The sequence below is a fragment of the Paenibacillus sp. FSL R7-0216 genome, from assembly GCF_037969915.1.
GTDB lineage: Bacteria > Bacillota > Bacilli > Paenibacillales > Paenibacillaceae > Fontibacillus > Fontibacillus rhizolycopersici.
On the sequence record NZ_CP150222.1, the window covers coordinates 2,595,210 to 2,620,573 of the forward strand.

Annotated in this window: 20 protein-coding genes; 14 read left to right on the plus strand and 6 right to left on the minus strand. The window is 49.5% G+C overall.

Features of this window, described 5'->3' with window-relative positions; all coding sequences use genetic code 11:
- The first annotated feature begins 7 nt into the window (after positions 1-7).
- The 4 genes from MKZ15_RS11660 to MKZ15_RS11675 all read left to right on the plus strand — a co-directional run bounded on the left by MKZ15_RS11660 (position 8) and on the right by MKZ15_RS11675 (position 4,588).
- Complete coding sequence (locus MKZ15_RS11660; protein ID WP_155606005.1) at positions 8-1,414, plus strand: extracellular solute-binding protein; 1,407 nt, start codon at positions 8-10, stop codon at positions 1,412-1,414.
- A gap of 97 nt (positions 1,415-1,511) precedes the next feature.
- Positions 1,512-2,468 (plus strand): sugar ABC transporter permease, encoded by a 957-nt coding sequence (locus MKZ15_RS11665; protein ID WP_339822213.1) that lies wholly within the window; start codon positions 1,512-1,514, stop codon positions 2,466-2,468.
- Positions 2,465-3,268, plus strand: a complete 804-nt coding sequence (locus MKZ15_RS11670; protein ID WP_213624018.1) for a carbohydrate ABC transporter permease — start codon at positions 2,465-2,467, stop codon at positions 3,266-3,268. The genes MKZ15_RS11665 and MKZ15_RS11670 overlap by 4 nt, the downstream gene beginning before the upstream one ends.
- A gap of 36 nt (positions 3,269-3,304) precedes the next feature.
- A complete protein-coding gene (locus tag MKZ15_RS11675; protein ID WP_339822215.1) occupies positions 3,305-4,588 on the plus strand; it encodes a cellulase-like family protein in 1,284 nt (427 codons plus the stop codon).
- Positions 4,589-4,973: 385 nt separating this feature from the next.
- On the opposite strand, the gene MKZ15_RS11680 is transcribed toward MKZ15_RS11675, so the two are convergent.
- Positions 4,974-5,834: a protein kinase gene (locus MKZ15_RS11680; RefSeq protein WP_339822216.1), complete on the minus strand. Its 861-nt coding sequence runs from the start codon at positions 5,832-5,834 to the stop codon at positions 4,974-4,976.
- Positions 5,835-5,960: 126 nt separating this feature from the next.
- On the opposite strand from MKZ15_RS11680, the gene MKZ15_RS11685 reads away from it, so the two are divergent.
- The 3 genes from MKZ15_RS11685 (at position 5,961) to MKZ15_RS11695 (ending at position 11,484) form a co-directional block, all read left to right on the plus strand.
- Complete coding sequence (locus tag MKZ15_RS11685; RefSeq protein WP_339822219.1) at positions 5,961-8,357, plus strand: polyprenyl synthetase family protein; 2,397 nt, start codon at positions 5,961-5,963, stop codon at positions 8,355-8,357.
- Between the two features lie 304 nt (positions 8,358-8,661).
- On the plus strand, positions 8,662-10,140 hold the full coding sequence (locus MKZ15_RS11690; protein WP_339822221.1) for an Lsa family ABC-F type ribosomal protection protein: 1,479 nt from the start codon (positions 8,662-8,664) through the stop codon (positions 10,138-10,140).
- Between the two features lie 309 nt (positions 10,141-10,449).
- Positions 10,450-11,484 carry a Cfr family 23S rRNA (adenine(2503)-C(8))-methyltransferase gene (locus tag MKZ15_RS11695; protein WP_339822224.1) on the plus strand — a complete coding sequence of 345 codons (1,035 nt, stop codon included), beginning with the start codon at positions 10,450-10,452 and terminating at the stop codon, positions 11,482-11,484.
- A 61-nt stretch (positions 11,485-11,545) separates the two neighbouring features.
- Here MKZ15_RS11695 and MKZ15_RS11700 read toward each other — a convergent pair whose 3' ends face one another.
- Positions 11,546-12,055, minus strand: a complete 510-nt coding sequence (locus MKZ15_RS11700; RefSeq protein WP_213624071.1) for a hypothetical protein — start codon at positions 12,053-12,055, stop codon at positions 11,546-11,548.
- A gap of 214 nt (positions 12,056-12,269) precedes the next feature.
- On the opposite strand from MKZ15_RS11700, the gene MKZ15_RS11705 reads away from it, so the two are divergent.
- A complete protein-coding gene (locus tag MKZ15_RS11705) occupies positions 12,270-12,770 on the plus strand; it encodes a hypothetical protein (protein WP_339822227.1) in 501 nt (166 codons plus the stop codon).
- 39 nt (positions 12,771-12,809) lie between these two features.
- Here MKZ15_RS11705 and MKZ15_RS11710 read toward each other — a convergent pair whose 3' ends face one another.
- The gene (locus MKZ15_RS11710; RefSeq protein ID WP_155605997.1) at positions 12,810-13,205 is read right to left on the minus strand and encodes a MerR family transcriptional regulator; all 396 of its coding nucleotides are present in this window, start codon (positions 13,203-13,205) and stop codon (positions 12,810-12,812) included.
- A gap of 108 nt (positions 13,206-13,313) precedes the next feature.
- Between MKZ15_RS11710 and MKZ15_RS11715 the strand changes: the two genes are divergently transcribed.
- A complete protein-coding gene (locus MKZ15_RS11715; protein WP_213624068.1) occupies positions 13,314-14,078 on the plus strand; it encodes an SDR family oxidoreductase in 765 nt (254 codons plus the stop codon).
- 104 nt (positions 14,079-14,182) lie between these two features.
- Positions 14,183-15,877 carry a M3 family oligoendopeptidase gene (locus MKZ15_RS11720; protein WP_339822233.1) on the plus strand — a complete coding sequence of 565 codons (1,695 nt, stop codon included), beginning with the start codon at positions 14,183-14,185 and terminating at the stop codon, positions 15,875-15,877.
- Between the two features lie 32 nt (positions 15,878-15,909).
- On the opposite strand, the gene MKZ15_RS11725 is transcribed toward MKZ15_RS11720, so the two are convergent.
- Entirely contained in the window at positions 15,910-17,220 is a 1,311-nt protein-coding gene (locus MKZ15_RS11725) for an MFS transporter (protein WP_339816261.1), read from the minus strand.
- A gap of 105 nt (positions 17,221-17,325) precedes the next feature.
- Complete coding sequence (locus tag MKZ15_RS11730; protein ID WP_167521196.1) at positions 17,326-17,496, minus strand: hypothetical protein; 171 nt, start codon at positions 17,494-17,496, stop codon at positions 17,326-17,328.
- Between the two features lie 247 nt (positions 17,497-17,743).
- Between MKZ15_RS11730 and MKZ15_RS11735 the strand changes: the two genes are divergently transcribed.
- From MKZ15_RS11735 to MKZ15_RS11750, 4 genes are all read left to right on the plus strand, one after another.
- Positions 17,744-18,763, plus strand: coding sequence for a DUF2804 domain-containing protein (locus tag MKZ15_RS11735; protein WP_339816267.1), 1,020 nt, complete (start codon positions 17,744-17,746; stop codon positions 18,761-18,763).
- A gap of 50 nt (positions 18,764-18,813) precedes the next feature.
- Positions 18,814-19,794 (plus strand): aldo/keto reductase, encoded by a 981-nt coding sequence (locus MKZ15_RS11740; RefSeq protein ID WP_339816269.1) that lies wholly within the window; start codon positions 18,814-18,816, stop codon positions 19,792-19,794.
- Positions 19,795-19,988: 194 nt separating this feature from the next.
- Entirely contained in the window at positions 19,989-22,607 is a 2,619-nt protein-coding gene (gene ppsA / locus MKZ15_RS11745) for a phosphoenolpyruvate synthase (RefSeq protein ID WP_339816271.1), read from the plus strand.
- 252 nt (positions 22,608-22,859) lie between these two features.
- Positions 22,860-23,882, plus strand: coding sequence for a stalk domain-containing protein (locus MKZ15_RS11750; RefSeq protein WP_339816273.1), 1,023 nt, complete (start codon positions 22,860-22,862; stop codon positions 23,880-23,882).
- Positions 23,883-24,004: 122 nt separating this feature from the next.
- Here the strand turns inward: MKZ15_RS11750 and MKZ15_RS11755 are convergent, their stop codons facing one another.
- Positions 24,005-25,180, minus strand: a complete 1,176-nt coding sequence (locus MKZ15_RS11755) for a serine hydrolase domain-containing protein (RefSeq protein WP_213624062.1) — start codon at positions 25,178-25,180, stop codon at positions 24,005-24,007.
- Between the last annotated feature and the right edge of the window lie 184 nt (positions 25,181-25,364).

Sequence of the window (25,364 nt, forward strand, 5' to 3'; positions counted from 1 at the left end):
GGTTCTGATGGAACGAGTACAGACAAGGCAACTGCCGGTCATGCTGATGGCACTTCTCATGGCATTCATTCTGGTCATAACGGGTTGCTCGTCAGGAGGAAACACGAAGTCTGACAATTCGAACGGGGCAGGGAACACCCCCGCCAATCAAGCAACGAACGGGGGGGCTGATAATGCCGCTACCGGGAGCGAATCCGTCTCGCCTGCTGATTTGCAAGGAACGATCAAGGTGTGGGACTGGGACGAGGCTTTCCTCACGAAGATGGTTCCGGAATTCAACAAAGTGTATCCCAACGTCAAGGTGGAATACACCGTCGTCAACAACAACGACTATATGCAGAAAATTCAAAGCGGCATCGCTTCCGGCTCGGATGTACCGGACGTGATTCTTGGCGAGATGAACTATCGCGGGCAATTGTTTGACCTGGATATTCTCGACAATCTGGAGCAAGCTCCCTACAATTTCTCGAAAGACCAATTGCTTGATTATTTGGCGCCGATTCTTTCCAATCCCAAAGGAGAATTGGTTGGGGTAGATCAATCGATTACGCCGGCCGGCTTGGCTTACCGCAGGGATTTGGCGAAGGAATATTTGGGCACGGATGATCCGGACCAGGTCGCTGCGTTATTCCCGGATTGGAATGCATTTATCGAGAAAGGCAAGGAGGTCGTCTCGAAGAGCGGCGGCAAAGTCACGATGTTTGCCAGCTTCGACGATGCTTACCGCATTTTGCGCGAGCAAACGTCCAAGGCGTACGTAGACGGGAACACGATCAATTTGACCGAACGATTGACGAAACCGCTAGGCACTGTGTTCCAAATGAGGGACGCCGGCATCCTAGGCAAATACGAAGCTTATACGCCAGGTTGGAATGCTTCGTTCGCGAAGGGCGACACTCTCTTCTATCCGATGGCGCCTTGGGGGGCCAAATGGAATATCGCCGCCAACGATCCGGACGGAGAAGGCCGGTGGGGCCTCATCGCGGCACCGGAAGGCAGCTACACGTACGGCGGGACTTCGATCAGCGTGTATAAAGGCAGCAAAAACAAGGAAGCGGCTTGGGCCTACATTCAATTTGCCTACATGTCCGACGAAGGCATGGAGGTCAATTACAAAGAGTTCGGCAATATGGCCGGTACAAAGGCTTTCTTCGAGAACCACAAGGATTGGATCGAAGCCGGTACGGAATATGACAAATTTTTTGCCGGGCAAAACCTCAATAAAACGTTCTACGAAAAAATCGTCCCGACCGTCAAAGCAGAGCCGCAAACGAAATATCATTCCATCGTGCAAAACGCCTACAACTCGTTGTATCCACTCTGGATGAAGGATACGAGCATCGACTTGAACGCCGCGCTCGACAAGCTAAAGAGCGAAGTCCAAAACATGGCGCCGGATGCAACGGTAAATTAACCGTCCGGCTTGAAGAGCTCAAAAGGAACGACTGCACTTCGCCAAGGGCGTCGGCAGCCGTTCCTCTCGTTCATGAAGTTGAAGGGAGTGGAAACGCATGAAGCTCAATACCGCAGCGGATTCGGCTCCGGTCGCCGGACTGCCTTCCCCTAGCAAAAAACGCCTCAATCTTTGGCCGTACTGGTTCGCTTTGCCATTCATCGGTTGTTATCTTGCCTTTCAGTGTTACCCGCTGCTTTATTCGTTCTATCTCAGCTTACACGAATGGAATGGGATCGGCAGCAAGACGTTTATCGGATTGAAGAACTATGTCATGCTGCTGACGAAGGACCCGCTGTTCTACAAGTCTTTATTCAATACGGTCGTCATTATGGCCTTGTCCGTGCCGTTCATGATCTTGCTCGGCATGGTGCTGGCTTACCTGATCTTTAATCTGACGAAAGGACGTACCCTCGCGCAAACGATTAACTTCTTGCCGTATATCACGACGCCGGTGGCCATCGGATTTATCTTCTCGTTTATGTTCGACTGGCAAACCGGCATCGTCAACATGCTGCTCGTCAAGCTGGGATGGTTGACGGAAGGCTTCTATTGGTTGATGGACCCGTGGATGTCCCGCGTCATCATCGCGGTTATGATCATCTGGCGCAATTTGGGATACTTCATGGCGATTTATTTAGCGGGGATGACGGCGATCCCGCAGGATATCTACGAAGCGGCGCGTGTGGATGGCTCGACCGGGCTGCATACGTTCCGCCGAATCACATTGCCGCTACTACGGAATATCACGGTATTTCTTGTCGTCACTTCGAACATTGGCGGCCTGCAGTTATTCGATGAACCGAAGCTGCTTTACGGCGGTTGGACGGCCAGCACCTCAGGAGGACCGGACAATGCGGCGCTGACGGTCATCTGGAAATTCGTCAACGATTCCTTTATTACGGGCACGAGGTTTGGCTACGGCTCGGCGATTGCTTACACGTTGTTTCTCGTCATCGTCCTATTTTCGATCTTCAGCTACCGGCTTAGCGCAGGGAAGGAGGAGAAGGAGTGAAAATCGTAAAATGGGGATTTATTGCGGCGATCTCACTCATATCGTTATTTCCGTTCTACGTCATGATCATGATGTCCACTTATTATTCGGAGGACATCTTCAAGGGTTTGCCGCTGGTGCCTTCCGATTACGGGCTGAACAACTTGCGAACAGTGCTGCAAACTGATTTTTTCCGGGTGTATGCCAATAGCTTAATCGTTTCCATTACGTCGGTGTTGTTGGGCGTAACGACCAGCATGCTGGTGGGTTATGCTGTAGCTAAGTTTCGGTTCAGGCTGAAGCGATTTTTGAATTACTTCATCATCATCACGATGATGGTGCCAACCCAAGTGGGCCTAATCGGCTATATCATCGAAATGAAAAACCTCGGGTTCGGCAACACGCTGATGCCGATTATTCTAACGTGGAGCGCTTGGCCGTTCGGAGCTTTCTTTATGATCCAGTTCATGCGCGACACAGTGCCAAACGAGCTGCTCGAATGCGCGCGGATCGATGGGGCGCCGGAGCCGATGATCTTCGGTAAAATCGTGCTTCCGCTCGTCAAACCTGGCCTATCTACCTTGGCAACGCTTGTGTTCCTGTGGTCCTGGAACAATTATTTGCTCCCGTTGGTGACGATCAACAACTCGAAGTGGTTTACATTGCCGTTGTTCGTCTCTACGCTGGGGATCGTCCATCGGACGGATTACGGGGCGCGGATGGCGGCGCTCTGTATGGCGACGATACCGGTGCTGCTGATCTTCCTTATGGGCAGCCGCTCCTTCATTAAAGGGATTACGGCCGGCGCGATCAAGGGTTAATGTGATGAATTAATAGGAGGAAGGAGCTGAGCTAGAATGAGGATTCCCGACCATTTGCCTCGCAAGTTAACGATTTCGCTATGGGATTTCTCCTGGTATACAATGACGAGGCCGGGGGAGCCGTACTGCGATTTGGCGTCGCGGTTCGATGAGCTGGTCGAGCGAGGGTATAACACGATTCGGACTTGCGCTATGCCGTTCTTCCTGTTCGACGAGCAAGGGCGGCGTCCCGGTCCGCTTCGATTCAGCAGTCTGGGGGAGATCGGCCGGCGAACGCGATGGTATAACTGTCAGGGGGGAGCCGAGCTGGACGGGCATGCGCATTTGCTGGAGCTGTTCCGACAAGCTCAAGCCCATGGCTGCTACGTGATCTTGTCCTCATGGGAATATCAGCAGAGTCCGGCCTTTCTTGAGAGCCGGGAACTGGCGGACCAATTACAGCAAATTCCGCCGCACGAGCGATTTATGACGTTGGCTCGATCGATGAGCCGGTTGATCGATATGTTGAAGGAACGGGGGTACCGAGACCAAATCGCTTATGCAGAACTTCATAACGAAGTCGAGTTCGGCGGGTTGGCGCAAATCGGTTTGGATCAAGGAATTCCGTTCGAGGATAGCCCGGCAATCATCGAGGCAATGAAGCCGTATCTAGAGGAAGCCGTCGGCTACTTGAAGGATCGCCATCCGGATATACTGATCACCGCGTGCTACACCTTGAACAGCGACTATGGAAAGGAGCAGGTGGCGCAAAACGTCCAGATCGCGCATTTCCACCTGTATTTAAACGGTGTACTGCAAGAGTTGATGGATGCAACGAACCTGCGCTCCCAAGCTGGGGACTTTCCGAACGAGATGGTGAAGGCGATGCTTCGTGAGGAGGCGCCACCGTTTGAGAGTTACCGCCTAGCGAAGGAAGAGGTGTGGCGGTTACAAGGGAACCCCATAGGTTTGCGATTGTTCTACTTGCATGATTGGGCGGACCCGGACAAGTGGGACCTGTTCCTTTATGACCGATATCATGCCCATAAGTTGTCGATGCTGCAAAAAACGGACCAACGTTATGCAGAAGTCGGACGCTGGGCCAGACGACAGGGGATTCCGGTCGTGATTGGGGAAGGTTACGTCGGCTACACGCCGCTGCTAACTGGTTTCGAGGAGGGCCCTGTCGGCAAATTCATTGCCGAATATGCGGTTCAGAAAGGGCTGGAGCAGGGCTTCTGGGGTATGGTGCTGTGCTCCAACTGCGCGCCGCATCACCCGTTCTGGCAGGATGTGGCGTGGCAAAAAAGGTTGAATCAACGAATTCTTGAAGAGGCGTAAACATGAGGCCGGATAAGCTAAACAAACGTGGAGTATCTTTCAATAAGACACTCCACGTTTATTTTATCGATTGGGGTCACGGCTAGCTGGAACTATATCTTCTGGATTTATAATACCCTTGGCCCATATGGCCATGACGACGCTTGTGATCAGAGGAGGAGCCTATCGGCCTCGCATAACCTTGGCTGCTGCTGTATCGTTTGCCGTTGTAAGGTCCCTGTCCATATCGTCTGGCAGAGCTACTGTAATGCCTTCGGTGACTATGCGATGCTGAGTGGAGGAACTTATTGATGAATCTCCGTAACATGTCATAAACCCACCTTTCTGATTTGAATTGCTTTTATTTCCATTGTATTCGGTATTGGACATAAAAGAAACCCGGCGTTCAACGCTGCAGGCTCCGCAAGGCTTGCAGATCCGCGATCGCTTCCGATACATGAGCATATGGATCCCGGAGTTGAAGGAGTCGTTCGACCCGGGTTGTCAGTTCACCAGACAGGTGTAATTCGTCTTGCCAGCTTGACTCTGAAATTTGGCGGTTCCCATGAGTCGGGTGCGAGGACTGACGCTTCGTATCAAAGGTGGAGTAGAGCAGAAATACCAAGAAGTGACCAACGTCTTCCAGGTCGGATTGCGGTTCCGCGGGGATGAAGGCGCGGGAGGCCGCATGTTCTCGTTGATGCCAGCGCCCCTGAGACGGCAGAGCAATCGGCGACTCGCCAATTCCGCGGGACAAGCCAAAATCGATGAGATATAACTCTTCTTCCTGAAATACGACGTTGGGGATACGCAAATCAAGATGAACGAATCCTTGACGATGAATATCGTCAACCAGTTCCAGCAACTGAAGAGTGACCCTGACGGATTCCGCTTCGTCGTATCTCCGGCCCTGTCCAAAAATCAAATCCTCCAACGTGGCCCCCCTTAAAAAAGTCATGACCAGGTAGCTGTTGCGACCTTCCTCAAATTGATCTAAATAGCCGGGGATGTGCGGATGGTGTAGCGTTTTTAAGACATTGGCTTCATGCACCAGCAGTTGCTTGGCGTACTCCCCTTTGCTGGGCCGGGCTTGCTTGACAGCCACGATACTGCCAGTGGTTTCGTCCGTGCATTTGTAGGTCAACCCGTAGCTGCCCTCGCCGATCAATTCCCGAACCGTATATCGATTTGCTAGCTGCGTGCCGGAGTCTAGCCGATAATCCCGCCATGCTGCCGCAAAGGAACTGAAGAATGAAATCATTCGCATTTCCTTTTGACGACTCCCCTCGTGATCCCAGACTTAGGTCTAGGAGAATCACCGACCCTTGCCGTTTTCGTTACTTGTTATTTTATACTATGATTATAATGAATTCTTGAGCCGAGGTATAATGATATGACGATAATCCCTACAAGTACGGAGGCGGCAGCGGACCGCGGGTATCGACAGGCCCTGGATAAGGCGGAGGGATATTTGGCGTCGCTGGAAACAAACATTCGCAATAAGGGTTACACGGCTTCATTACTTGACGATTTCGGCGAATGGAAGAAGGGGCATCTTCCGCGCCCCTTTCAGCTAACCCGATGGTTTCGGCGTTTCGCCTCGCCCGATCCTGCCGATTCTGCCCGTTATCTTGCCTGGTTAACCCGTACCGGGAAGCTGGACGACTATTTGGAGCGAAGCGTTTCTTACATGTTCTTGCGCGACTTGGGCCATGATCTGTCATCTCCGCGGACCTTGGCAAGAATCGAGCGCTTTACGGCCGAACTGAAACGCCGTTTGGAACGCCAAGACGATGATCCCTCGGAACCCGCTTCCGAATTTCTCAGCATGGTTGCGTTGTATCGGTGGGCCCAGCGTGAAACGATTGAACCGGAAATGATTTGGGTCATCGATAAGCTGAAGCGGGTATCCTCCCATTTGCCCGAAGCAATGAATGCGGAGGAAGCCGAACGCAAGTTGATCAAAATTATATTCGGTGTCGTTATGCACGTGATTGACGAGATGGACGAGGGAATCCCTTCCAGCGAACGTTCCCGCAGATTAGGGGATGCGCTGAAGCTGGGTTATTATTATGGGTTGACGTATCCATTCATCGACGATCTTCTCGACTCTGAGGTGCTGAATGAAGGGGAGAAAGAGCAGTACTCCCGAATGATCCGCATGACGATTCGAACCGGGATCGTACCGGAGCTGGGGGAGTGGACCGGGAACCATTTCGAAATGATCCGCTTTATCCATGCCGAGCTGCGAGAGGCTTATGAATATATCCGTCAGGTGCAGAACCGGGAAACCCAAGAAATTTTCTTTGAACAGTCTCTTGTCTTTTTTGAGTCTCAGGATGAGGACCGGACCAAAGATCTGGCGCATGCGCATTATACGAACAAGGACATATATTTGCCGATCATATTAAAATCGGCATCCTCGCGATTGATCGTACGCTCCGTGATCGGGGCTTCGAGGGACGAGGGTTTTGAGCAGCGCGTCTTTTATTATGGTCTGTACAACCAGCTTGCCGACGACCTTGCCGACATGTTCGCGGATATGAACACCGGGGCAGTGACCCCGTTCACTTATTACTTCAAGTACCGGGATAAACGTTCCAATTTGATTAACCCTTTCGAGCTTTATTGGGCGGTGATCTCCCACTTGATTCACGAGGTGTACCGTTCGGAACCGAAGACGCGGGAAATTATCCTTGACCGTGCGATCAACGGACTCAAGCGGTATCGACAGCGCGTGGGTCAAGAGGAGTTTGACCGCATCATGGGGATTTTTGCGTTTGGGCAGCCGGAGCTGGAACGGTTAATCCAGCGGTTGGTGCGTCAAGCGGAGAACGTAGCGTTTTATGATAAAATGCTGCGGGATCAATTGCTAGGCGCAATGCGAAGCAACCGGCGGGAGCAGGAGGAATTCATTAGCATCGTCAAAAAGGCACGTGCCGAAATTAACAACTTGCTGCCGGTTCAACCGCCGACTGAAGAAGGAATGAAGGAGACCGGACTGCTGTTTGAAACGGCGAACTACAGCCTTGAGGGCAACGGAAAGCGGCTTCGGCCGATCCTCTCCTGGGTGATGGGCGTGCAGGAATACGGTTTGGATGCCGCTGCTTTGGCTCCGCTGTTCCGCGCGTTGGAGTACATGCATACGGCATCCTTGATTTTCGACGACCTTCCTTCCCAGGACAACTCGGCAACCCGCCGGGGCCGGCCGACATTGCATGAGTTGCATGGCAGTGCCATCGCAGAGCTAACCGGCATTTTTCTCATTCAAAAAGCGGTCGAGGAGCAGGCTTCTTTGAAGGAGTTTGATCGTCAATCTGTGCTTACGTTGCTGCAATACTTGTCCCGGAAGGCCGCGGATATTTGCATGGGGCAGGCGATGGATTTGAGCGCCAAGGGCAAAGTGCTGACTGTTGAGGAGCTTGACCGGGTATGCTTTTACAAAACAGGAATTGCATTTGAAGCTTGTTTGGTGGCGCCGGCCATTTTAGCTCGGGTTTCGGAGACGGAAATCGAGATTTTGAAGAAAATCGCCTATCACATGGGCATCGCCTTCCAAATCAAAGACGATCTGCTGGATGAGGAAGGGGATCCGCGTTTACTGGGCAAACCGGCCGGGAAGGACGCCGAGAATGACAGTTCAACTTATGTGACGGTACTGGGGCCGGTAGCCGCGAGCAAAGCGATGTGGGAACATTATTGCCTGGCGATGGAAGCGTTGATGGACCTCCCGCGACCTCCCGTTTTTTTGAAACATTTGCTCAATTACATCATCCACAGAGAAAATTGACATGGACTTATCTTCTTAACCTACGATAATGTTTCTTGATCCTCATAAGGGACTATGTTAGTATTTTATTATCTAAATTGAGGGAGTTGAAACGGATGGATATTTCTTGCTAAGGATTTGGAACCGAAATGCGAACGTAATTCGCACGGTTTATTTCTTATGCAAGAAAGTTACTTCATCCTTTCACTCCAACCGTATATACAAATCCATACCCGACGTGGGTTGGATTTGATTTATATTTTTGGGCTGTAAGAAAGGTAACTTTCTTGCGGCCCATTCTTTTTATGTAGGAGGGATGTTGTTCATGTCCTTAATTAATGTGAACCATCTGACGTTTGCCTATGAAGGCAGTTACGATCATATCTTTGAGAATGTGAGCTTTCAAATCGACACCGATTGGAAGCTTGGCTTTACCGGAAGAAACGGACGGGGGAAGACGACCTTTTTAAATTTGCTGCAAGATAAACACGAATACAGCGGTCAAATCTCCGCGGATGTAAGCTTCGATTACTTCCCCTTTGATGTGAAACATAAGGAAGATAACACCTTGGATGTCGTAGAGGAAATCTATCCGGACTATGTATTATGGGAGTTCATACGGGAGCTTTCCTTGCTTCAGGTGTCCGACGATGTGTTATATCGGCCTTTTGAGTCTCTCTCGAACGGAGAACAGACGAAGGTCATGCTGGCAGCGTTGTTCCTGAAAGAAAACAACTTTCTTCTGATCGATGAACCAACCAACCACTTGGACATGGAAGCGCGGGAGCTTGTGGGTGATTATTTAAACCGCAAGAGCGGGTTTATTCTTGTGTCTCATGACCGTGCTTTTCTGGATCGCTCAGTAGATCATATCCTGTCCATCAACAAGACGAACATTGAGATTCAAAGGGGCAATTTTTCCGATTGGTGGGAAAATAAACAGCGTCAGGACAACTATGAGTTGGCCGAAAACGATAGGCTGCGGAAGGACGTCAAACGTTTGTCGGAAGCGGCGAAACGGACGAGTAACTGGTCGCATGAAGTGGAGAAGACGAAGAACGGTACGCGAAATTCCGGTTCGAAGGTAGACAAGGGCTATATCGGCCATAAAGCGGCTAAGATGATGCAACGCTCCAAATCGATTGAGCAACGGCAGCAGACCGCGATCGAAGAGAAGTCGCGCCTTCTCAAAAATATCGAAACCTCGGAAAGTCTAAAAATCGCACAGCTGCCTTACCACAAAACGCAGCTCGCCGAATTGGATCATGTTTCGATTTATTACGGAGAGAAGCAAGCTTGTCACGATATCAGCTTTACGATCGACCGTGGGGATCGGATCGTGCTGATGGGACGCAATGGCTCCGGCAAATCGAGCATCCTGAAACTGCTCTGCGGCGAGGACATCCGCTATTCAGGCGCGTTACGTCTAGGAAGCCAGTTGAAAATTTCTTATGTTTCGCAGGAAACGTCGTGGCTGCAAGGAAACTTGACCGATTTTGCCAGAGCGCATGACATTGACGAGAGTCTGTTTAAAGCGATTTTACGGAAGTTGGATTTTTCCAGACTGCAGTTTGAGAAGGATATGGCAGATTACAGCGGCGGCCAGAAGAAGAAGGTGCTGATCGCTAAAAGTCTCTGCGAAAAAGCGCATTTGCTGGTTTGGGACGAACCGCTGAATTTCATCGACGTGATCTCCCGCATGCAAATTGAAGATTTGCTGCTGGCCTATGCGCCTACGATTTTGTTTGTTGAGCATGACCGCGAGTTCTGCGAACGGATCGCGACGAAACAAATACGACTCTAGAACGAAAGACATATTTATTAAAACTTAAAGGAGGATCAACCAATGAAAGACCAACTGGAAGTCGTAGATGATTTAGCGAACCTGTCAACAAACCTGACTCTTGACACGGTTCAAATCAAACCTATACGGAGACCGGAGCTTTGTCCAGCGATTTACAGGGATACTTAGCGGTCATAAAGCGTTCAAAGTAACGTTTCGTACCGTGTCCAAAGTGATATCGCTTAGGTCGAGGTAACGCCAAAGGAGCACCGGTGAGTCGTTAGGGTGTTTTATTGGCGTTTTTTCTCCGGTTTAAAGGAGAAAATGACGATGAAACCAATATCCAAATACGTGAGAATCGGACAGCTCTTAGCAAGTCTGAAGCAACCCGATTATCGGTACCGGCAAATCACGGATGCGATCTTTAAACATAGAATCACCCGTTTTGAGCAAATGACCATGCTGCCAAAGTCGCTGCGCGAAGAATTGGGGAGGGAGCTGGGAGAGCACATCCCCAGCATCACGCCGATCTTGGAGAAGAGCTCTAGCCAAGTCCATAAGGTTCTATTCTCTATCGACGCGGGAGAACGTATAGAGGCGGTCCGATTAAGTTATCAACGCGGTTGGGAGTCGTATTGCATCTCTTCTCAGTGCGGGTGCGGCTTTGGATGCCGATTTTGCGCCACGGGAACGATGGGGTTAAGGAGAAACCTGACGGCGGATGAAATCACTGATCAGCTATTGTCATTCCATTTGCGTGGATATCCCTTGGATAGCGTATCTTTCATGGGGATGGGGGAAGCGCTGGCTAATCCGCAGCTGTTTAACGCGCTCCATTTGCTGACCGACCCGCAGTTATTCGGGTTAGGCCACCGCAGAATTACGGTTTCGACGATCGGCATTCTGCCGGGAATCCAAAGACTGGGGGACGAGTTTCCGCAAGTAAATCTGACGTTCTCGCTGCACTCGCCGTTCGACGAGCAGCGCAGCCAGCTGATGCCGATTAATGATCGCTTTCCGTTGCAGGACGTGCTGGTTGCATTGGATCGCCATATTCAGAAAACAGGACGGAAGGTGTATATTGCTTACATTCTGCTACGGGGGATTAACGATTCTCCAGAGCATGCAGAAGCGGTAGCCTCCTTATTCCGAGGGCGAGGAGCGTGGGAGCATCTCTATCACGTCAATTTGATTCCTTACAATTCGACGGATGCGACGCCCCAACGTTATGAATCGTCCGATAGATCCCGCGTGATCCGATTTGTCCAAATCTTGAAATCCAAAGGGATTCATGCCACGATCCGAACCCAATTCGGCAGTGATATCGATGCGGCCTGCGGTCAGTTGTATGCCGCGGAGCAATAAAGAACAAAAAAACAAGGCAATCCGCTTTCGCGGTTGCCTTGTTTGGTTTATTCGGTGCTCCTTACATCTCTACATTCTCCACCGCGGCTTTGGCGGCCTGTCTCGCGTGCAGTCTCTTCATGACGAACCGAGCGATAGGTTGGGCCAACAAAGTTTCAATCCAGAAAGCGATGAAGAAGTTCTTCGGCCAATGGTAGAAGAATTCTCGAATCGGGTCCAGGCTGATTTGTCGCTGGCCAACCCAGGAGCCAATCACGGTAAGGCAGATCGACAAAATCGTGACGCTGAAGAAAATATTAAACAAGGTCTTGGCATTAAAGCTATCCGTTGGTTTGGTAAACTTCGCCATGAGTTTACCTACAAGGGGCCTTGCGACCAAGTTGACCAAACACAGTACGATTATCCACATGATCGGGATGACTCGCAGCGTCTTAAAGTAATTTTCCTTGTTGAAGCCAAACTCATACCCCATAATCAGCGGGGCAATGGTGTTGACCGAGATTATCGATACGATCAACATAAACAATAGGCCTTCTTTGGTATTGCGTGGCAGTCTCATTTCGTTATACATGGTTTCATCTCCCAAATTCATGAATTCAGATGGCAGACGAGCCGATTAGCACAAAAAAACGCACAGCCATTCAGATGGCCCTGCGTTTTTGCTGCACACTGATATTATTAGATTAACATTTATTTATTAAAAAAATCAATCCATTTCCGAAGGACGCAATCAGGGAGATTGGGGCATATACATATACATAAGTAACCCAGAAAGGGGTGGCTCCATGAGAATTACGGTGCAATATATCCCTCTGAATAAGCTTAAGCCCGGAATATCCATTCAACTTACGCAGCGAATCAAGAATCTTCGGAAAGCCGCGCAGGATTGCATGCATCTGATGGTTGTACGCAAAAGTCGGAAGGACGGAGGCTATGTGATCGTCAGCGGCAATCACCATTATGATTTTTTAAGAAAACATACCAAAAATGTGGTTGCTCCCTGTTTAGTCGATGAAGGTAAAGCTTCATCACATTTAAACTCGTTCATCCTTCGTTTGCGAAAGCCGAATCTACCTTATGAAGCACCACGTCTCCAGCGGGAGCGGACTTCGGCGAACAGCTGGTCGATCATTCGCAAGTTTATGCGGCAAGAACCTCGTTTCAAGCAATTGTCCCGTACGCAGCAGCTCAAAGTTCTGCGGCTAGCGCTGCAATACCGTAAGACCACCATCTTATCGATGAAAGCGAAGGTGGACGGTTACCTGAAGACTCAAAAGACGGGATAACCCTAGAAAATCTAGAACGCGCGGGTTTAGGCGCGTTTTTTATTTTGTCTCGCTGAAATTCCCATACCTTTGTTCGGCCAGCACAGGATCATTGTAAACGGCGATTTTCGAATCGATCAGATCCAAATTTTGTTGCAACGCATCCATCTGCTTGAGGACCTGCAAACGATGATCCGCCAACATGGCTTTCCGTTCCTCCAGCGTTTCCATTCCTTTGGCACACCAATCCGCGTATTGTTTGATTTCTTTGATGGGCATTCCCGTATCCTTCAAACAACAGATCATGGCCAACCAGTCGAGATCCTTCTCCATAAATATCCGGTTGCCGGAGGGTTCCCGACCGATAAAAGGCAGTAGTCCTTCCTTATCATAGTAACGCAGGGTATGCGCAGTTAAGCCGAACTTTGCCGCAACTTCTTGAATGGAATATTTCATATTCTCCCCCTTGACTTAGAGTTAACTCGAAGCAATATACTCACTATAGTCCACAGCATCTCACAGATCAAGTGGCGAATTACGACGAAGAGGAGAAGTGATCGAAAGATGAAACCCATGAAGAAAATCGCGCTGGTAACCGGCGGCAGCCGTGGTCTTGGCAGAAATAGCGCACTGGCGTTCGCACGTAAAGGAATAGACGTGATTGTGACGTACCATACCCGGAAGGAGGAAGCGGAGAAGGTCGTTCAAGAAATCGAAGCCTTTGGGCGAAAGGGGGCCATGCTGCAGCTGGATACCGGTAAAGTCTCCTCGTTTGATGTTTTCGTTTCGCAGTTGACGGACATTCTGAACGAAGGATGGAACCGCGATACCTTCGATATCCTGGTGAATAATGCGGGATTCGGGATCCATGTTCCGATTGCGGAAACGACGGAGGAACAGTTCGACAGCCTGATGAATGTTCAGTTTAAAGGGGTCTTCTTCCTCTCGCAGAAGCTGTACCCTTTGATCGCCGACCATGGCCGTGTCGTTAATCTTTCCACCGGTCTGACCCGCTTTGTCATCGAAGGGTTCGGGGCCTATTCGGCAATGAAAGGCGCTATCGAGGTATTAACGAGATATATGGCAAAAGAATGGGGCAAGCGGGGGATTCGTGTCAACGTGATCGCTCCGGGGGCTATCGCTACGGATTTCGGTGGGGGCTCCGTCCGGGATAATGAGCAGATGCGAGGGTTTATCGCAAATAATATTGCCCTCGGCAGAGTAGGCGAGGCCGACGATATTGGAGGCGTTATCGCTTCCCTTTGCACGGAAGAGTTCGGCTGGGTCAACGGGACGCGACTCGAGGTATCAGGCGGTCAGATGCTCTAAACGCCGGTACGGGTTTGCACTCCCAAAAGAGGATTAGTATAATGTTCGTAATCTAGCAACATGGGGCGACGAATACGATTCTCTTGAAAGGGCAGGTGCATGCCATGAAGTTTAGCGAATACCGCTATGAACGCCCAGATGTCCAAGTTTTTAGGCAGAGATTCAAGGAGCTACTTGAATCGTTTGCAGCGGCAGATACTTATGAAGAGCAGGGCCGGATCATGAGAGAAATCAATCAACTGCGGAGTGGCTTTGACTCGATGCAGGAGATCGCCAGCACCCGGCATACCATCGACACCAACGACGAATTTTATCAGGCGGAGCAGGACTTCTACGATGAGAACAACCCGATTGTCCAAGAATTCATTTCGGACTACTACCGGGCGTTGATTGGCTCAAAATTCCGCGAGGAGTTGGAGCAGCAATGGGGACGTCAACTGTTCCAGATCGCCGAGCTTCCGTTGAAGACGTTCAGCCCCGAAGTGATTGAGGATTTACAGCGGGAGAACAGACTGACGACCGAATACGCCAAGCTGATTGCCTCTGCGAGAATCCCGTTTGAAGGCGAGGAGCGTAATTTATCCCAGTTGGTCCCCTTTCAGCAATCGACGGATCGGGAGATTCGCAAGCGTGCGGCTGAAGCGGCGTATGGTTTCTTAGCCGAGCATGAGGACGAACTTGATCGCATTTACGATGAGTTGGTCCAAGTGCGAACGAAGATCGCCAAGAAGCTTGGATATCGCAACTTCGTTGAACTTGGTTATGCCCGGTTGTCACGCACGGATTATGATGCTGAGAAGGTAGCAAACTTCCGGAACCAAGTGCAGAAGCATATTGTGCCTGTTGCCACAAAGCTGAAGGAGCGGCAAAAGAACCGGATCGATGTGGAGCAACTGCTGTATTACGACGAGAGTTTTTCCTTCAAGTCGGGAAACGCGACCCCAAAGGGCGACCCCGAGTGGATCGTGAAGAACGGGGCGAAGATGTATACGGAACTGTCTTCCGAGACGGATGAATTTTTTAGTTTTATGACGGAAAATGAACTGATGGATCTTGTCGCCAAACCAGGCAAACGGAGCGGTGGGTACTGCACTTTCATTAGCGAATACAAAGCGCCGTTTATTTTCTCGAATTTTAACGGCACGTCCGGCGATATCGATGTGTTGACGCATGAAGCCGGGCATGCTTTTCAGATGTATGAAAGCCGGGGGTTTGAGGTTCCGGAGTATCAATTTCCAACGCTTGAAGCCTGTGAGATCCACTCCATGAGCATGGAGTTCTTCACCTGGCCGTGGATGGATTTGTTCTTTGAAGAACAAGCCGATAAATACCGATTTGATCATTTAGCCAGCGCACTCATTTTTATTCCTTACGGCGTGGCGGTCGATGAATTCCAGCATTATGTCTACGAACATCCGGAGGCTACGCCTGCGGAACGCAAGCAAACTTGGCGGGAGATCGAGCGCAAATATGTGCCTTACCGGAACTATGCGGATAACGATTATTTGGAACGAGGCGGATTCTGGCACAGGCAAGGTCATATTTTCAACTCACCGTTCTATTATATCGATTATACGCTGGCGCAAATTTGTGCGTTTCAGTTCTGGAAAAAGATGCACGAGGACCGCGAAGCGGCATGGGCCGATTACCTGCTCTTATGCAGACAGGGGGGGAGTCACTCCTTCACGGATTTGGTGGGGATTGCCGGCTTAATTTCACCGTTTGAAGATGGCTGCGTCACTTCGGTTATTGGAACCATCGAAGCATGGTTGAATCGGGTTGATGATACCGTGCTCTAAAAGAGGGACAGGATTAAGACGTTTGCATGAGATTACATTTGCAAACGTCTTTTTTCTATGGATTTCTTCTCGCCTGGCTTCTTGGTATTCCCCCGGAACATGAAATAGTACAGGAGTGAGGCAGCTGTATATAAGCAACCGGTCATGCTAAAGGTAATGGCGTAACCCCAATACGTTCCGTAGGCGGTGACCAAATGCGATTGAACGGGGCCCATTGTGGCCCAGCCTAACATGAACGCCGTTTGGGTTAGCGAATTAGCGATACCTCTCCGCTTGTCGGCTACGCGATCGATCATGATGGCGGATTGGATCGGATTGGCGGCATTCATCAACGCCTGCCGGAACAGGAAGCTTACGGCGGCTATGGCGAATCCATTCGTAAATCCGGTGAGCAGCAGGAACGGCAGGGATAATAGTTGAAAGAGAACAACGGCTTTAACTTGTCCCACCCGACTCGCCAAGGATGGGCCAATCAGCATGGAGAAGATCGTCATGACCTGACCCAGCGAGATTAACAGACTCATCAATGACAAGGAAATGGAGAATCGATTCGTGAAGTAGAGATTAAGATAGGGTACCACGAGGCCCGAGCCTAAACCGATGAGCAGCTGTGCAGCAACGAAACGGGCAATGATCCGGAATTCGGCGGCATCGGCTCTCGTGATATGAGCTGGATGGGAAGCCTCCGGCTTCAAAGGCGCTTGGTCACCGGTCTTCGGCTTCAAGCTCGACGCCTTGCGTTCGCGCACGAACAACATCGGTATAAAGGCTGCCAAGGTTGCGGCTCCACCGATGACCAATACGGTTCTTAAGCTAAGCAAGTTTTCGAAGCCGAGAGACTTAAGGAAATCAGCGAACACGCCGCCGCCTAAGCTGCCAATCACTTGTGAAGCAAGGCCTAGGGAGGAGAAATAACTGAACATTTTGAGCCGGTTCGCGGGGGTGACATTTTCGGCCAAAAACGGGATCGAGATGACTTGAAAGAAAGAAGCAAATAGGCCGGTAAACACGGCAAACCCAAGCAACGCGGTGTCTCCGGAGGAGAAAGAGCGAAGAATGAAAGCGACGCCGCTAAGCAAAGCGCCTAATACGAGGATTTTTTTGCGGCTTGTTCGGTCACCCCAGATGCCGATCGGTACGAACATCAGAGCCGTAGCAAAGGACTGAATGCTGACAACGCGTCCGTTCATAGCGTCATCGTAACCCAGTCCTTGTATATATAAATTATAGAGCACTCCAAACATACCAGTGCCGATTTGATAGAGGATGTTCGCCAAGAAAAATAATTTGATATTTCTGGACCATCCCTGCATCTCCTGGTTTAAAGCTCGTAAATAACCCACTTGGTTCATCCTCCGGTTGCTTGTTGTCAGCTAAAAGTTAATTCTAGCACTTTACTACAAGTGAAGGAAGAGGTGAGCGCGCGGTAAAATAGGAGAAGCAGAGACCTATTTGGTCTCTGACTTGGATGCTTTGGCTGGACGTTTGGCCTTCTGTTTGACCCGCTGATCGATTCCGGCTTCGCCTTGAATTTCGGCCGCGGCTTCCATCTGTTGGTTTAATTGCTTTTCAATCTGGCCAATGCCATGGGCCCCTTGATGATTTCTGCTAGATGCCATCGCTGATGTAGTACCTCCCTAATTCGTGTGTGGAGTGTCGGTTTCAGACTTTACGATACGTCAGAACGTGCTCAAATATGCACCGCTATAAATCGATGGTGTTATTTACCGATTCCCGCTAAGATTAAACTAACATCTTTGAGACGGGTTGGAGGGCATGGTCCTACTAAGTTTCTGATTCTAGTGTCAGTGTCCTCCGTAGTCCTCATTCTAACGCAGAACCATTCTTTAAATGGGAGGGGTAGCCATGCAGCAAAATTGGATCCGTACGCCAGGGGATCTGCTAGATTCCAAAGGGGTGTTGATACAGAAGGGATACTCGACAGAGGCCGTTCTGACTTATAACCGGGACAGCATTAAGGCACGGCCTTGGCGAATCAAAGAGTGGGATTTCTATCAAGTCTCAAACAACGATTACTGCCTGCAACTGACGATCGGGCATGTCTCCTATGCAGGGAGTGTTTCCGTCAAACTATTTGAATTTGCGACCGGCAGACATTATGAAGTGACTCAAATGCTGGTCCTGCCGTTCAACTCGTTACGCATGCCGTTATCGGCAGACGAAGGTGATTTAACGGTTGACCGAAAGAATATGTTCATGCAATTTCAGGTGTTCGAAGGCGGCAGGAAGCTCATTTGCCGTGCAATGGGGAAACAGCTACCTAAGATGGAGCTCGAAATCGAACTATCCCAACCCGACAAGACGTCGATCGTGATGGCTACTCCATTTGATGAAGATCCGTCCCACTTTTATTACAATCATAAAATAAACAGTATGCCTGCTAGCGGCTTCGCGCGTGTTGATGGACGGGAATATCGGTTTGAGCCGGAATCCGCCTTTGGTTTGCTGGACTGGGGTCGCGGCGTATGGCCCTTCTCGCATGAATGGTTTTGGGGAAACGGGAGTTGCTATATCGAAGGGAAACGGTTCGGATTCAATATTGGGCATGGATTTGGCAACACCTCAAACGCAACGGAAAATATCCTTTTCTATGATGGCACCCCTCACAAATTGGGTCAGGTTCACTATAATTTGTCAGCGGGAGGGTACATGTCCCGAAAACAAATTACGAGCGAGGACGGTAGATTTGAGATGGAGTTCATGCCGATCTATGATCAGCAAACCGCCACCAAACTGTTATTTATCGACAACAAATGCCACCAGTTGTTTGGTACGTTTCATGGGAAAGCTGTGTTGGATGACGGGAAGGTCCTCGAGATCAACAATATGGTTGCTTTTATCGAGCATGCTGTGAATCATTGGTGAGAGAAGCAGGGGGTATACTATAAATACCTTGAAAGTCGGAGGATTTCTATATGGAATATGTGAAATTCGGAAATACCGGATTGGACGTCTCCCGAATTTGTCTGGGGTGCATGAGCTTCGGTGAAGTGGTACCCGGCTGGCATTCCTGGGTGCTTGATGAGGAGAAGAGTCGTTCGATCATCAGAAGAGCGCTTGATCTCGGCATCAACTTCTTTGACACGGCCAATGTCTATGCAGGGGGGACGAGTGAACAGATCACGGGACGGATTCTCAAGGAGTTTGCGAATCGAGATGAAATCGTGCTCGCCACGAAAGTGTGGGGACGTATGCATCCAGGTCCGAATGGAGCGGGGTTATCCCGGAAAGCAATATTAAGCGAAATCGACAAAAGCCTAAAACGGCTGGAGACCGATTACGTGGACCTGTATATCATTCATCGCTGGGATTACGATACGCCCATCGAGGAAACGATGGAAGCTTTACATGAGGTAGTGAAGTCGGGAAAAGCCAGGTATATCGGCGCTTCCGCTATGTACGCTTGGCAATTCCAGAAGGCGCAGCACATCGCGGAGAAAAACGGCTGGACACGGTTCATCTCCATGCAAAATCATCTCAATTTGATTTACCGGGAAGAGGAGAGGGAGATGATGCCGCTATGCAAAGACCAAAACATCGCGGTAACTCCTTACAGCCCGCTAGCCTCCGGTCGATTGATTCGCGATAGTTCGGTAACAACCCCTCGATCCGAAACCGATGCGATTCAAAAATCCAAGTACGATCCGACCGCAGAAGCAGACCGCTTCATCATTGAGCGAGTAGCGAATCTGGCGACGAAGCATGGCGTACCCCGTGCACATATCGCGCTGGCTTGGTTGCTGCAGAAAGATCAAGTCGCTGCACCTATCGTTGGAGCTACGAAAATTTCGCACCTAGAAGATGCTGTCGGGTCATTATCAGTTAATCTAAGTGCAGAGGAAATTACTTATCTGGAAGAGCCGTATGTTCCGCATCCTGTAGTGGGGGCGGAGTAAATACAATGCGAAAAAGGAACCCATGAATAATCTGGGTTCCTTTGTTTATTGCATAGCAGAAAAAACGATGTTATAATCGAAGGACGACTGTCACCACTATAAACAAGGCGTAGTCACCCATCTTACAATTTAATCTTATCATGCAGTCGAAATCTTGTCAAACTTTTTTTAAATGAATCGAAGGAGAGATGCTCGTGAAATCATTGGTTATTGGGCTACGGGAGTTGGACCAAGCGCAGCTATCGCATGTCGGCGGAAAAGGAATGAATCTGTCCAAATTGTCTACGATTGATGGAATTCACGTCCCTGAAGGCTTTATTGTAACAACCGCAGCTTTTCAACAAGCCGTCGAATCTAACGAAACCTGCCGTGGTTTATTAGATCAGCTGATGCAGCTTCAAACTGAGGATCTTAAACAACTCGGCGAAATCAGTCGTCAGATTCGTCAGATCCTGATGGAAGTCGCGATTCCTCCAGAACTAGCAGAAGCAGTGTATCGCCATCTCTCCCGGTTTGATGAAGCTCAGGCTTATGCCGTACGTTCCAGTGCAACGGCTGAAGATTTGCCGCAGGCTTCTTTCGCCGGTCAACAAGACAGTTATTTGAATGTTATAGGTTATGAATCCGTCCTGGAGCATTTACGCAAATGTTGGGCTTCCCTCTACACGGATCGCGCAGTGATGTACCGGCTGCGGAATGGATTTCATCACGGTCACATTTCCATATCCGTGATCATTCAAAAGATGGTGTTCCCGCAAGCCTCCGGGATTTTATTTACGGCGGATCCGGTTAATTCCAACCGAAAGGTACTCACCATCGATGCCGGCTTCGGATTGGGAGAGGCCTTGGTTTCCGGCCTGGTGTCCGCAGATGGTTATAAAGTAAAGGAAGGAAAGATCATCGAGAAGCGGATCGCAGCAAAGACCTTGGCGGTTTATGGCCGAAAGGATGGCGGTACAGAGACGAAATCCATTGATCCCGATCAGCAAGAGGCTCAGGTCCTCACGGAGGAGCAAATCTTACGCCTAGATCGGATTGGTAGACGGATCGAAGCCTTCTTTGGCCAGCCTCAAGACATCGAATGGTGTTTGTCGGAGGATACGTTTTATATCGTCCAGAGCCGTCCGATCACGACGCTATTCCCGATCCCCGAACAATCGGATCAGGGGAATCACGTCTATATTTCTGTCGGACATCAGCAGATGATGACCGACCCCATGAAGCCGTTGGGTCTGTCATTCTATTTACTAACGACTCCGGCACCGATGCGTACAGCAGGCGGTAGGCTGTTTGTCGATGTGGCGCCTATGCTTGCTTCGCCGGACAGCAGGCAAATGCTACTCGACACCATTGGAGATTCAGAACCGCTGATGAAGGATGCGTTAATGACCGTAGTTGAACGAGGCGACTTCATTCCATCGATCCCTCCTGATCAGGATGGATCGAACTCCGGAAAGAGAACGCCCCTGCCAGGGACGGATGATCGGTTCGGGATCGACGAGACCGATCCAAGCCTCGTATCGAATTTGATCAAACGGAGCCAAGCGTCGATTGAAGCGTTAAAACAAAACATCCGTGAGAAGTCGGGAATGGAAATGATGAATTTCATTCAGGAAGACCTCGCGGAATTAAAGAAAATTTTGTTTGATCCGCAAAGCTCGGCGGTGATTATGGCCAGTATGAATGCATCCAAATGGATGAACGACAAAATGAATGAGTGGCTAGGCGAAAAAAACGCTGCAGATTATATCTCGCAATCCGTGCCAGGCAATATTACTTCGGAAATGGGCCTTGCGCTTATGGATGTCGCTGACGCAATTCGTCCCTATCCGGAGATCATCGCTTATTTGGAGAAAGCAGAAGACGACGCTCGTTTCTTGGATGAACTCTTAAGGTTCGAGGGAGGAGCGGATGTACGTGAGGCTTTCCACGATTTTCTTAGCAAATATGGGATGCGATGCCCTGGAGAGATCGATATGACGAGAACGCGTTGGATCGAAAGCCCGAACATGCTGGTGCCAGTGATTCTGGGCAACATCAGACATTTCGAACCTCATGCCAACCGGCGGAAATTTGAGCAGGGACGTCAAGTCGCTATGAACAAAGAACAAGAGCTTTTGGAACGTCTGAGGCATTTGCCGGATGGAGAACAGAAAGCCATCGAAACCAAACGAATGATCGACCTCATCCGAAATTTCTCGGGTTATCGGGAGTATCCGAAATACGGCATGATCTATCGCTACTTTATATATAAGCAAGCCTTGTTGAAAGAAGGCGAACGACTTGCGCAAGCGGGGGTCATTTCAGACCCGGAAGACATCTACTACCTCTCGTTCGAAGAACTTCGAGAGACCGTACGGACGAACCGATTGGATGAACAGATGGTCTCCAAACGAAAAGAAGATTACAAACTCTATGATAAACTCATTCCTCCTCGCGTAATGACGTCAGATGGCGAAATCATTCGGGGAAAGTATCAAAGAGAGAATCTCCCCGCCGACGCGATTGTTGGCCTTGCGGTTTCTTCGGGCGTGGTCGAGGGACGCGCACGTATCATCACGAAAATGGAAGATGCCGTGCTGGAAGAGGGGGATATCCTAGTCACCCCATTTACCGATCCTAGCTGGACGCCCCTGTTTGTATCGCTTCGAGGATTAGTCACCGAGGTAGGCGGCCTGATGACCCATGGCTCCGTGATTGCGAGAGAATATGGCCTTCCTGCCGTCGTCGGCGTGGAAAATGCGACACGGCGGATTAAAGACGGGCAACGCATTCGCGTGAATGGCACGGAGGGGTATATAGAGTTGATCTGATCGCCCGATTGCTGAAGGAAAAGCCCATCCTGGCGTGCACATCCAAGAGGGGCGCTAAACAATACCATAAGTCAGTAAGTAAGGACAAAAATAACATTATCCTATTTTATTACATGATAATGTTATTTTTGTCTCCATATTTTCTACATAATTCGTCATTTATTTTCCGGTTTGAATCAAGGTTCATTGACTACACAAAAGAGATAGGGATAATATGGAAGCAGTTTTTAAAAAATTGCGGGAGGTAGTTTAATGAAAAGAAAAATGAAGGTCTCTTTCGCTCTATTGCTCCCAGTCCTCATGTTGGTATTCGCCTCATTACCTGCATTCGCTTCAGACGTTCCTGCGGACAAGTACGCTTATTCTTTGTCCGGAGAAATAGGGACGCAGTCAACCCGAATTGAACTTGAAGAGTTTGATGATAACCAAAATTTCAGAAATATTCTTGCAGAGAAAAACTACAAAATCGTTCTCGTCAAGGAAGGAGCTGAAATCAAATTCACCCCCAAGGAGAAAATGCCCGCTGTAGTAAGTTATTATACGGTGGATGGTGCTTATGGCGGCGCTCTGTTCTGGACGATTGACGGTTCAGAGGAAGCCGTGAATGAAATTGGCGCCAACCAAACCGCAAGTACCACACTACATAAAAATTATGGCGGCTTTACGGGTGGTCTTTATTTTGTGCTTGAAATCGGGAAGGGTGATCAAAGCACGAAAATCATTTACTGGGTTTCCGATGGTTCGGCACCCGAAACGACGAAAACGGAACAACCGAGCTCGACTTCTTCTTCCGATACAACTTCCGGATCGAATCAGCCATCAGAGAAACCCGCCGCTAAACCTGTGCAAACGGCGGTAGTAACCGCAACGGCTTCCGTTTCTAAGGTTTTAGTTGACGGAAAGCAGGTGCCGTTTGAAGCCTACAATATTAACAACAACACGTATTTTAAACTTCGTGATATTGCGAAGGCTGTGGACGGAACCGACAAGACCTTTGAAGTTGGCTGGAACAGCGAGCATAATGCCATAAACATGATTTCTGGCGAAGCGTATACTGCTCAAGGCGGGGAGCTTGCGGTATCTGCCCATCCACAAGCGAAGAAGGCGACCTTATCTACTTCAAAAGTGTACCTTGACGATGAAGAAGTTAAGCTTACCGCTTACACCATTGGAGGAAACAACTACTTTAAGCTTCGCGATATTGCAGAAGCGCTGGGCATCTCAATCACCTTCGATTCCAAAACCAATACGATCGGCATCGTTACCAATGAATAATTAGTGAAGTAACTTTGTAACTATCGGAGGACACCGCCAAGCAACAGAAAAGAGCACTGCCGTTGATCCGGTAGTGCTCTTTTTGTTTTTAGTTGTTTCAGACGTTGCTTAGATGAAGTTAATTAAAGGGAGCTAAACACCATATTGCGCAGCTTGCGGGTGATCGGTAAGGTGCCGGCGTCTTTCTTCTGAACCATAAATAAGAACGTCAAGCGATCTTGAGGACTGTTACAGAAGTACGCCCCAAGCCAACCGTCCCATCCATATTCGCCTTGACTGCCAATGACCCCGGCTTGTCCGGCATCGGTGAGGATACGCATCTGTTTGCCGTAACTATGTCCGCATAGGGTATGCCACGAATCGAAGCTCTTTTGCTGGGCATCGGACAAAGAAGCCGATGTCAGATATTGAACGGTTCTTGGCCGCAGAAGTTGTATGCCATACAGGCTACCTTCGTTCAGAAGCATTGTGGTAAATTTTGCAGCATCTTCGATGGTGGAGGCAAGTCCCGCGCCACCCGATTCGAAGGCGGGCTTGCGATCCATTTCATGGATGATGCCAAGATGGTTATCCTTATAGAGCTTTAACCCGCCTTCACCGTTATCCTGATAGGTATGAACCAGGCGGTTTCTGCTCTCTTCAGGCAGCCAGAAGCCCGTGTCATTCATCTCGAGGGGTTCAAAGATTTCCTTCTTCAAAAAATCTCCGTAACGCATGCCGCTCACTGCTTCCACGATTGCACCAAGCACATCCGCCGACGTCCCGTAAGCCCAAGATGATCCGGGCTCGAAGGCAAGGGGCCCCTGGCCCAGGCGATTCGCGAATTCCGTCGTACTCATGGGATCTTGTCCAAACAACCGGATTCCGAGCTCTTGAAACAAAGCCTGCGTGTGCTGACCGGTTTGGTTGGGGCCATCATAGATCAGTCCTGAGGTCATGTTCAGTAGATCATGAAGGTTGACTTCCCGGGTGGCAGGGATTAATTCACCATTTTTCTCAACTCGTTGATTCTTAAAACCGGGAAGATAAGCGCTCACAGGATCAAATAGATCGATCTTTCCTCCTTCGAGAAGGATCATGATCGCGGTCGCGGTAATCGGTTTTGTCATCGAATATAACCGAAATATCGAATCTCTTGAAATAGGCCGCTTCGCTTCGAGATCCGCGTAACCGTCTTCATGATAAAACACTTCTTTTCCGTCCTTGATGATCATGAAGTTGGCTCCGGCAATTTCATGGTGGTCGAGGCTTGCTTTGAGAGTTGCTTTTAACTGGCTAATCGTATTGGAATCCAGCATGTCTGTTCTATCTCCCTATTGAATGGATTAATATAGGGTCTATGTTATTCGCGCAGGCTGAAAAAATCAACTACGGCAAATAGAGATCGCTCTGATCTGAATGAAGATTTAATGAATAAGTCATAAATGGTTGATTTCTCTAGTAAATTCCTTTATCAAGGAAATAGAGGGATTTATTCTGTCA

Excerpts from the sequence above, each read along its gene's own strand:
- MKZ15_RS11715 (WP_213624068.1), top strand. The coding sequence starts at position 13,314 with ATGAAACCCATGAAGAAAATCGCGCTGGTAACCGGCGGCAGCCGTGGT.
- MKZ15_RS11660 (WP_155606005.1), top strand. The coding sequence starts at position 8 with ATGGAACGAGTACAGACAAGGCAACTGCCGGTCATGCTGATGGCACTT.
- MKZ15_RS11735 (WP_339816267.1), top strand. The coding sequence starts at position 17,744 with ATGCAGCAAAATTGGATCCGTACGCCAGGGGATCTGCTAGATTCCAAA.
- MKZ15_RS11755 (WP_213624062.1), bottom strand. The coding sequence starts at position 25,180 with ATGCTGGATTCCAATACGATTAGCCAGTTAAAAGCAACTCTCAAAGCA.
- MKZ15_RS11720 (WP_339822233.1), top strand. The coding sequence starts at position 14,183 with ATGAAGTTTAGCGAATACCGCTATGAACGCCCAGATGTCCAAGTTTTT.
- MKZ15_RS11705 (WP_339822227.1), top strand. The coding sequence starts at position 12,270 with ATGAGAATTACGGTGCAATATATCCCTCTGAATAAGCTTAAGCCCGGA.
- MKZ15_RS11665 (WP_339822213.1), top strand. The coding sequence starts at position 1,512 with ATGAAGCTCAATACCGCAGCGGATTCGGCTCCGGTCGCCGGACTGCCT.
- MKZ15_RS11690 (WP_339822221.1), top strand. The coding sequence starts at position 8,662 with ATGTCCTTAATTAATGTGAACCATCTGACGTTTGCCTATGAAGGCAGT.
- MKZ15_RS11710 (WP_155605997.1), bottom strand. The coding sequence starts at position 13,205 with ATGAAATATTCCATTCAAGAAGTTGCGGCAAAGTTCGGCTTAACTGCG.
- MKZ15_RS11695 (WP_339822224.1), top strand. The coding sequence starts at position 10,450 with ATGAAACCAATATCCAAATACGTGAGAATCGGACAGCTCTTAGCAAGT.
- MKZ15_RS11730 (WP_167521196.1), bottom strand. The coding sequence starts at position 17,496 with ATGGCATCTAGCAGAAATCATCAAGGGGCCCATGGCATTGGCCAGATT.
- MKZ15_RS11700 (WP_213624071.1), bottom strand. The coding sequence starts at position 12,055 with ATGTATAACGAAATGAGACTGCCACGCAATACCAAAGAAGGCCTATTG.
- MKZ15_RS11740 (WP_339816269.1), top strand. The coding sequence starts at position 18,814 with ATGGAATATGTGAAATTCGGAAATACCGGATTGGACGTCTCCCGAATT.
- MKZ15_RS11675 (WP_339822215.1), top strand. The coding sequence starts at position 3,305 with ATGAGGATTCCCGACCATTTGCCTCGCAAGTTAACGATTTCGCTATGG.
- MKZ15_RS11750 (WP_339816273.1), top strand. The coding sequence starts at position 22,860 with ATGAAAAGAAAAATGAAGGTCTCTTTCGCTCTATTGCTCCCAGTCCTC.
- MKZ15_RS11685 (WP_339822219.1), top strand. The coding sequence starts at position 5,961 with ATGACGATAATCCCTACAAGTACGGAGGCGGCAGCGGACCGCGGGTAT.
- MKZ15_RS11680 (WP_339822216.1), bottom strand. The coding sequence starts at position 5,834 with ATGCGAATGATTTCATTCTTCAGTTCCTTTGCGGCAGCATGGCGGGAT.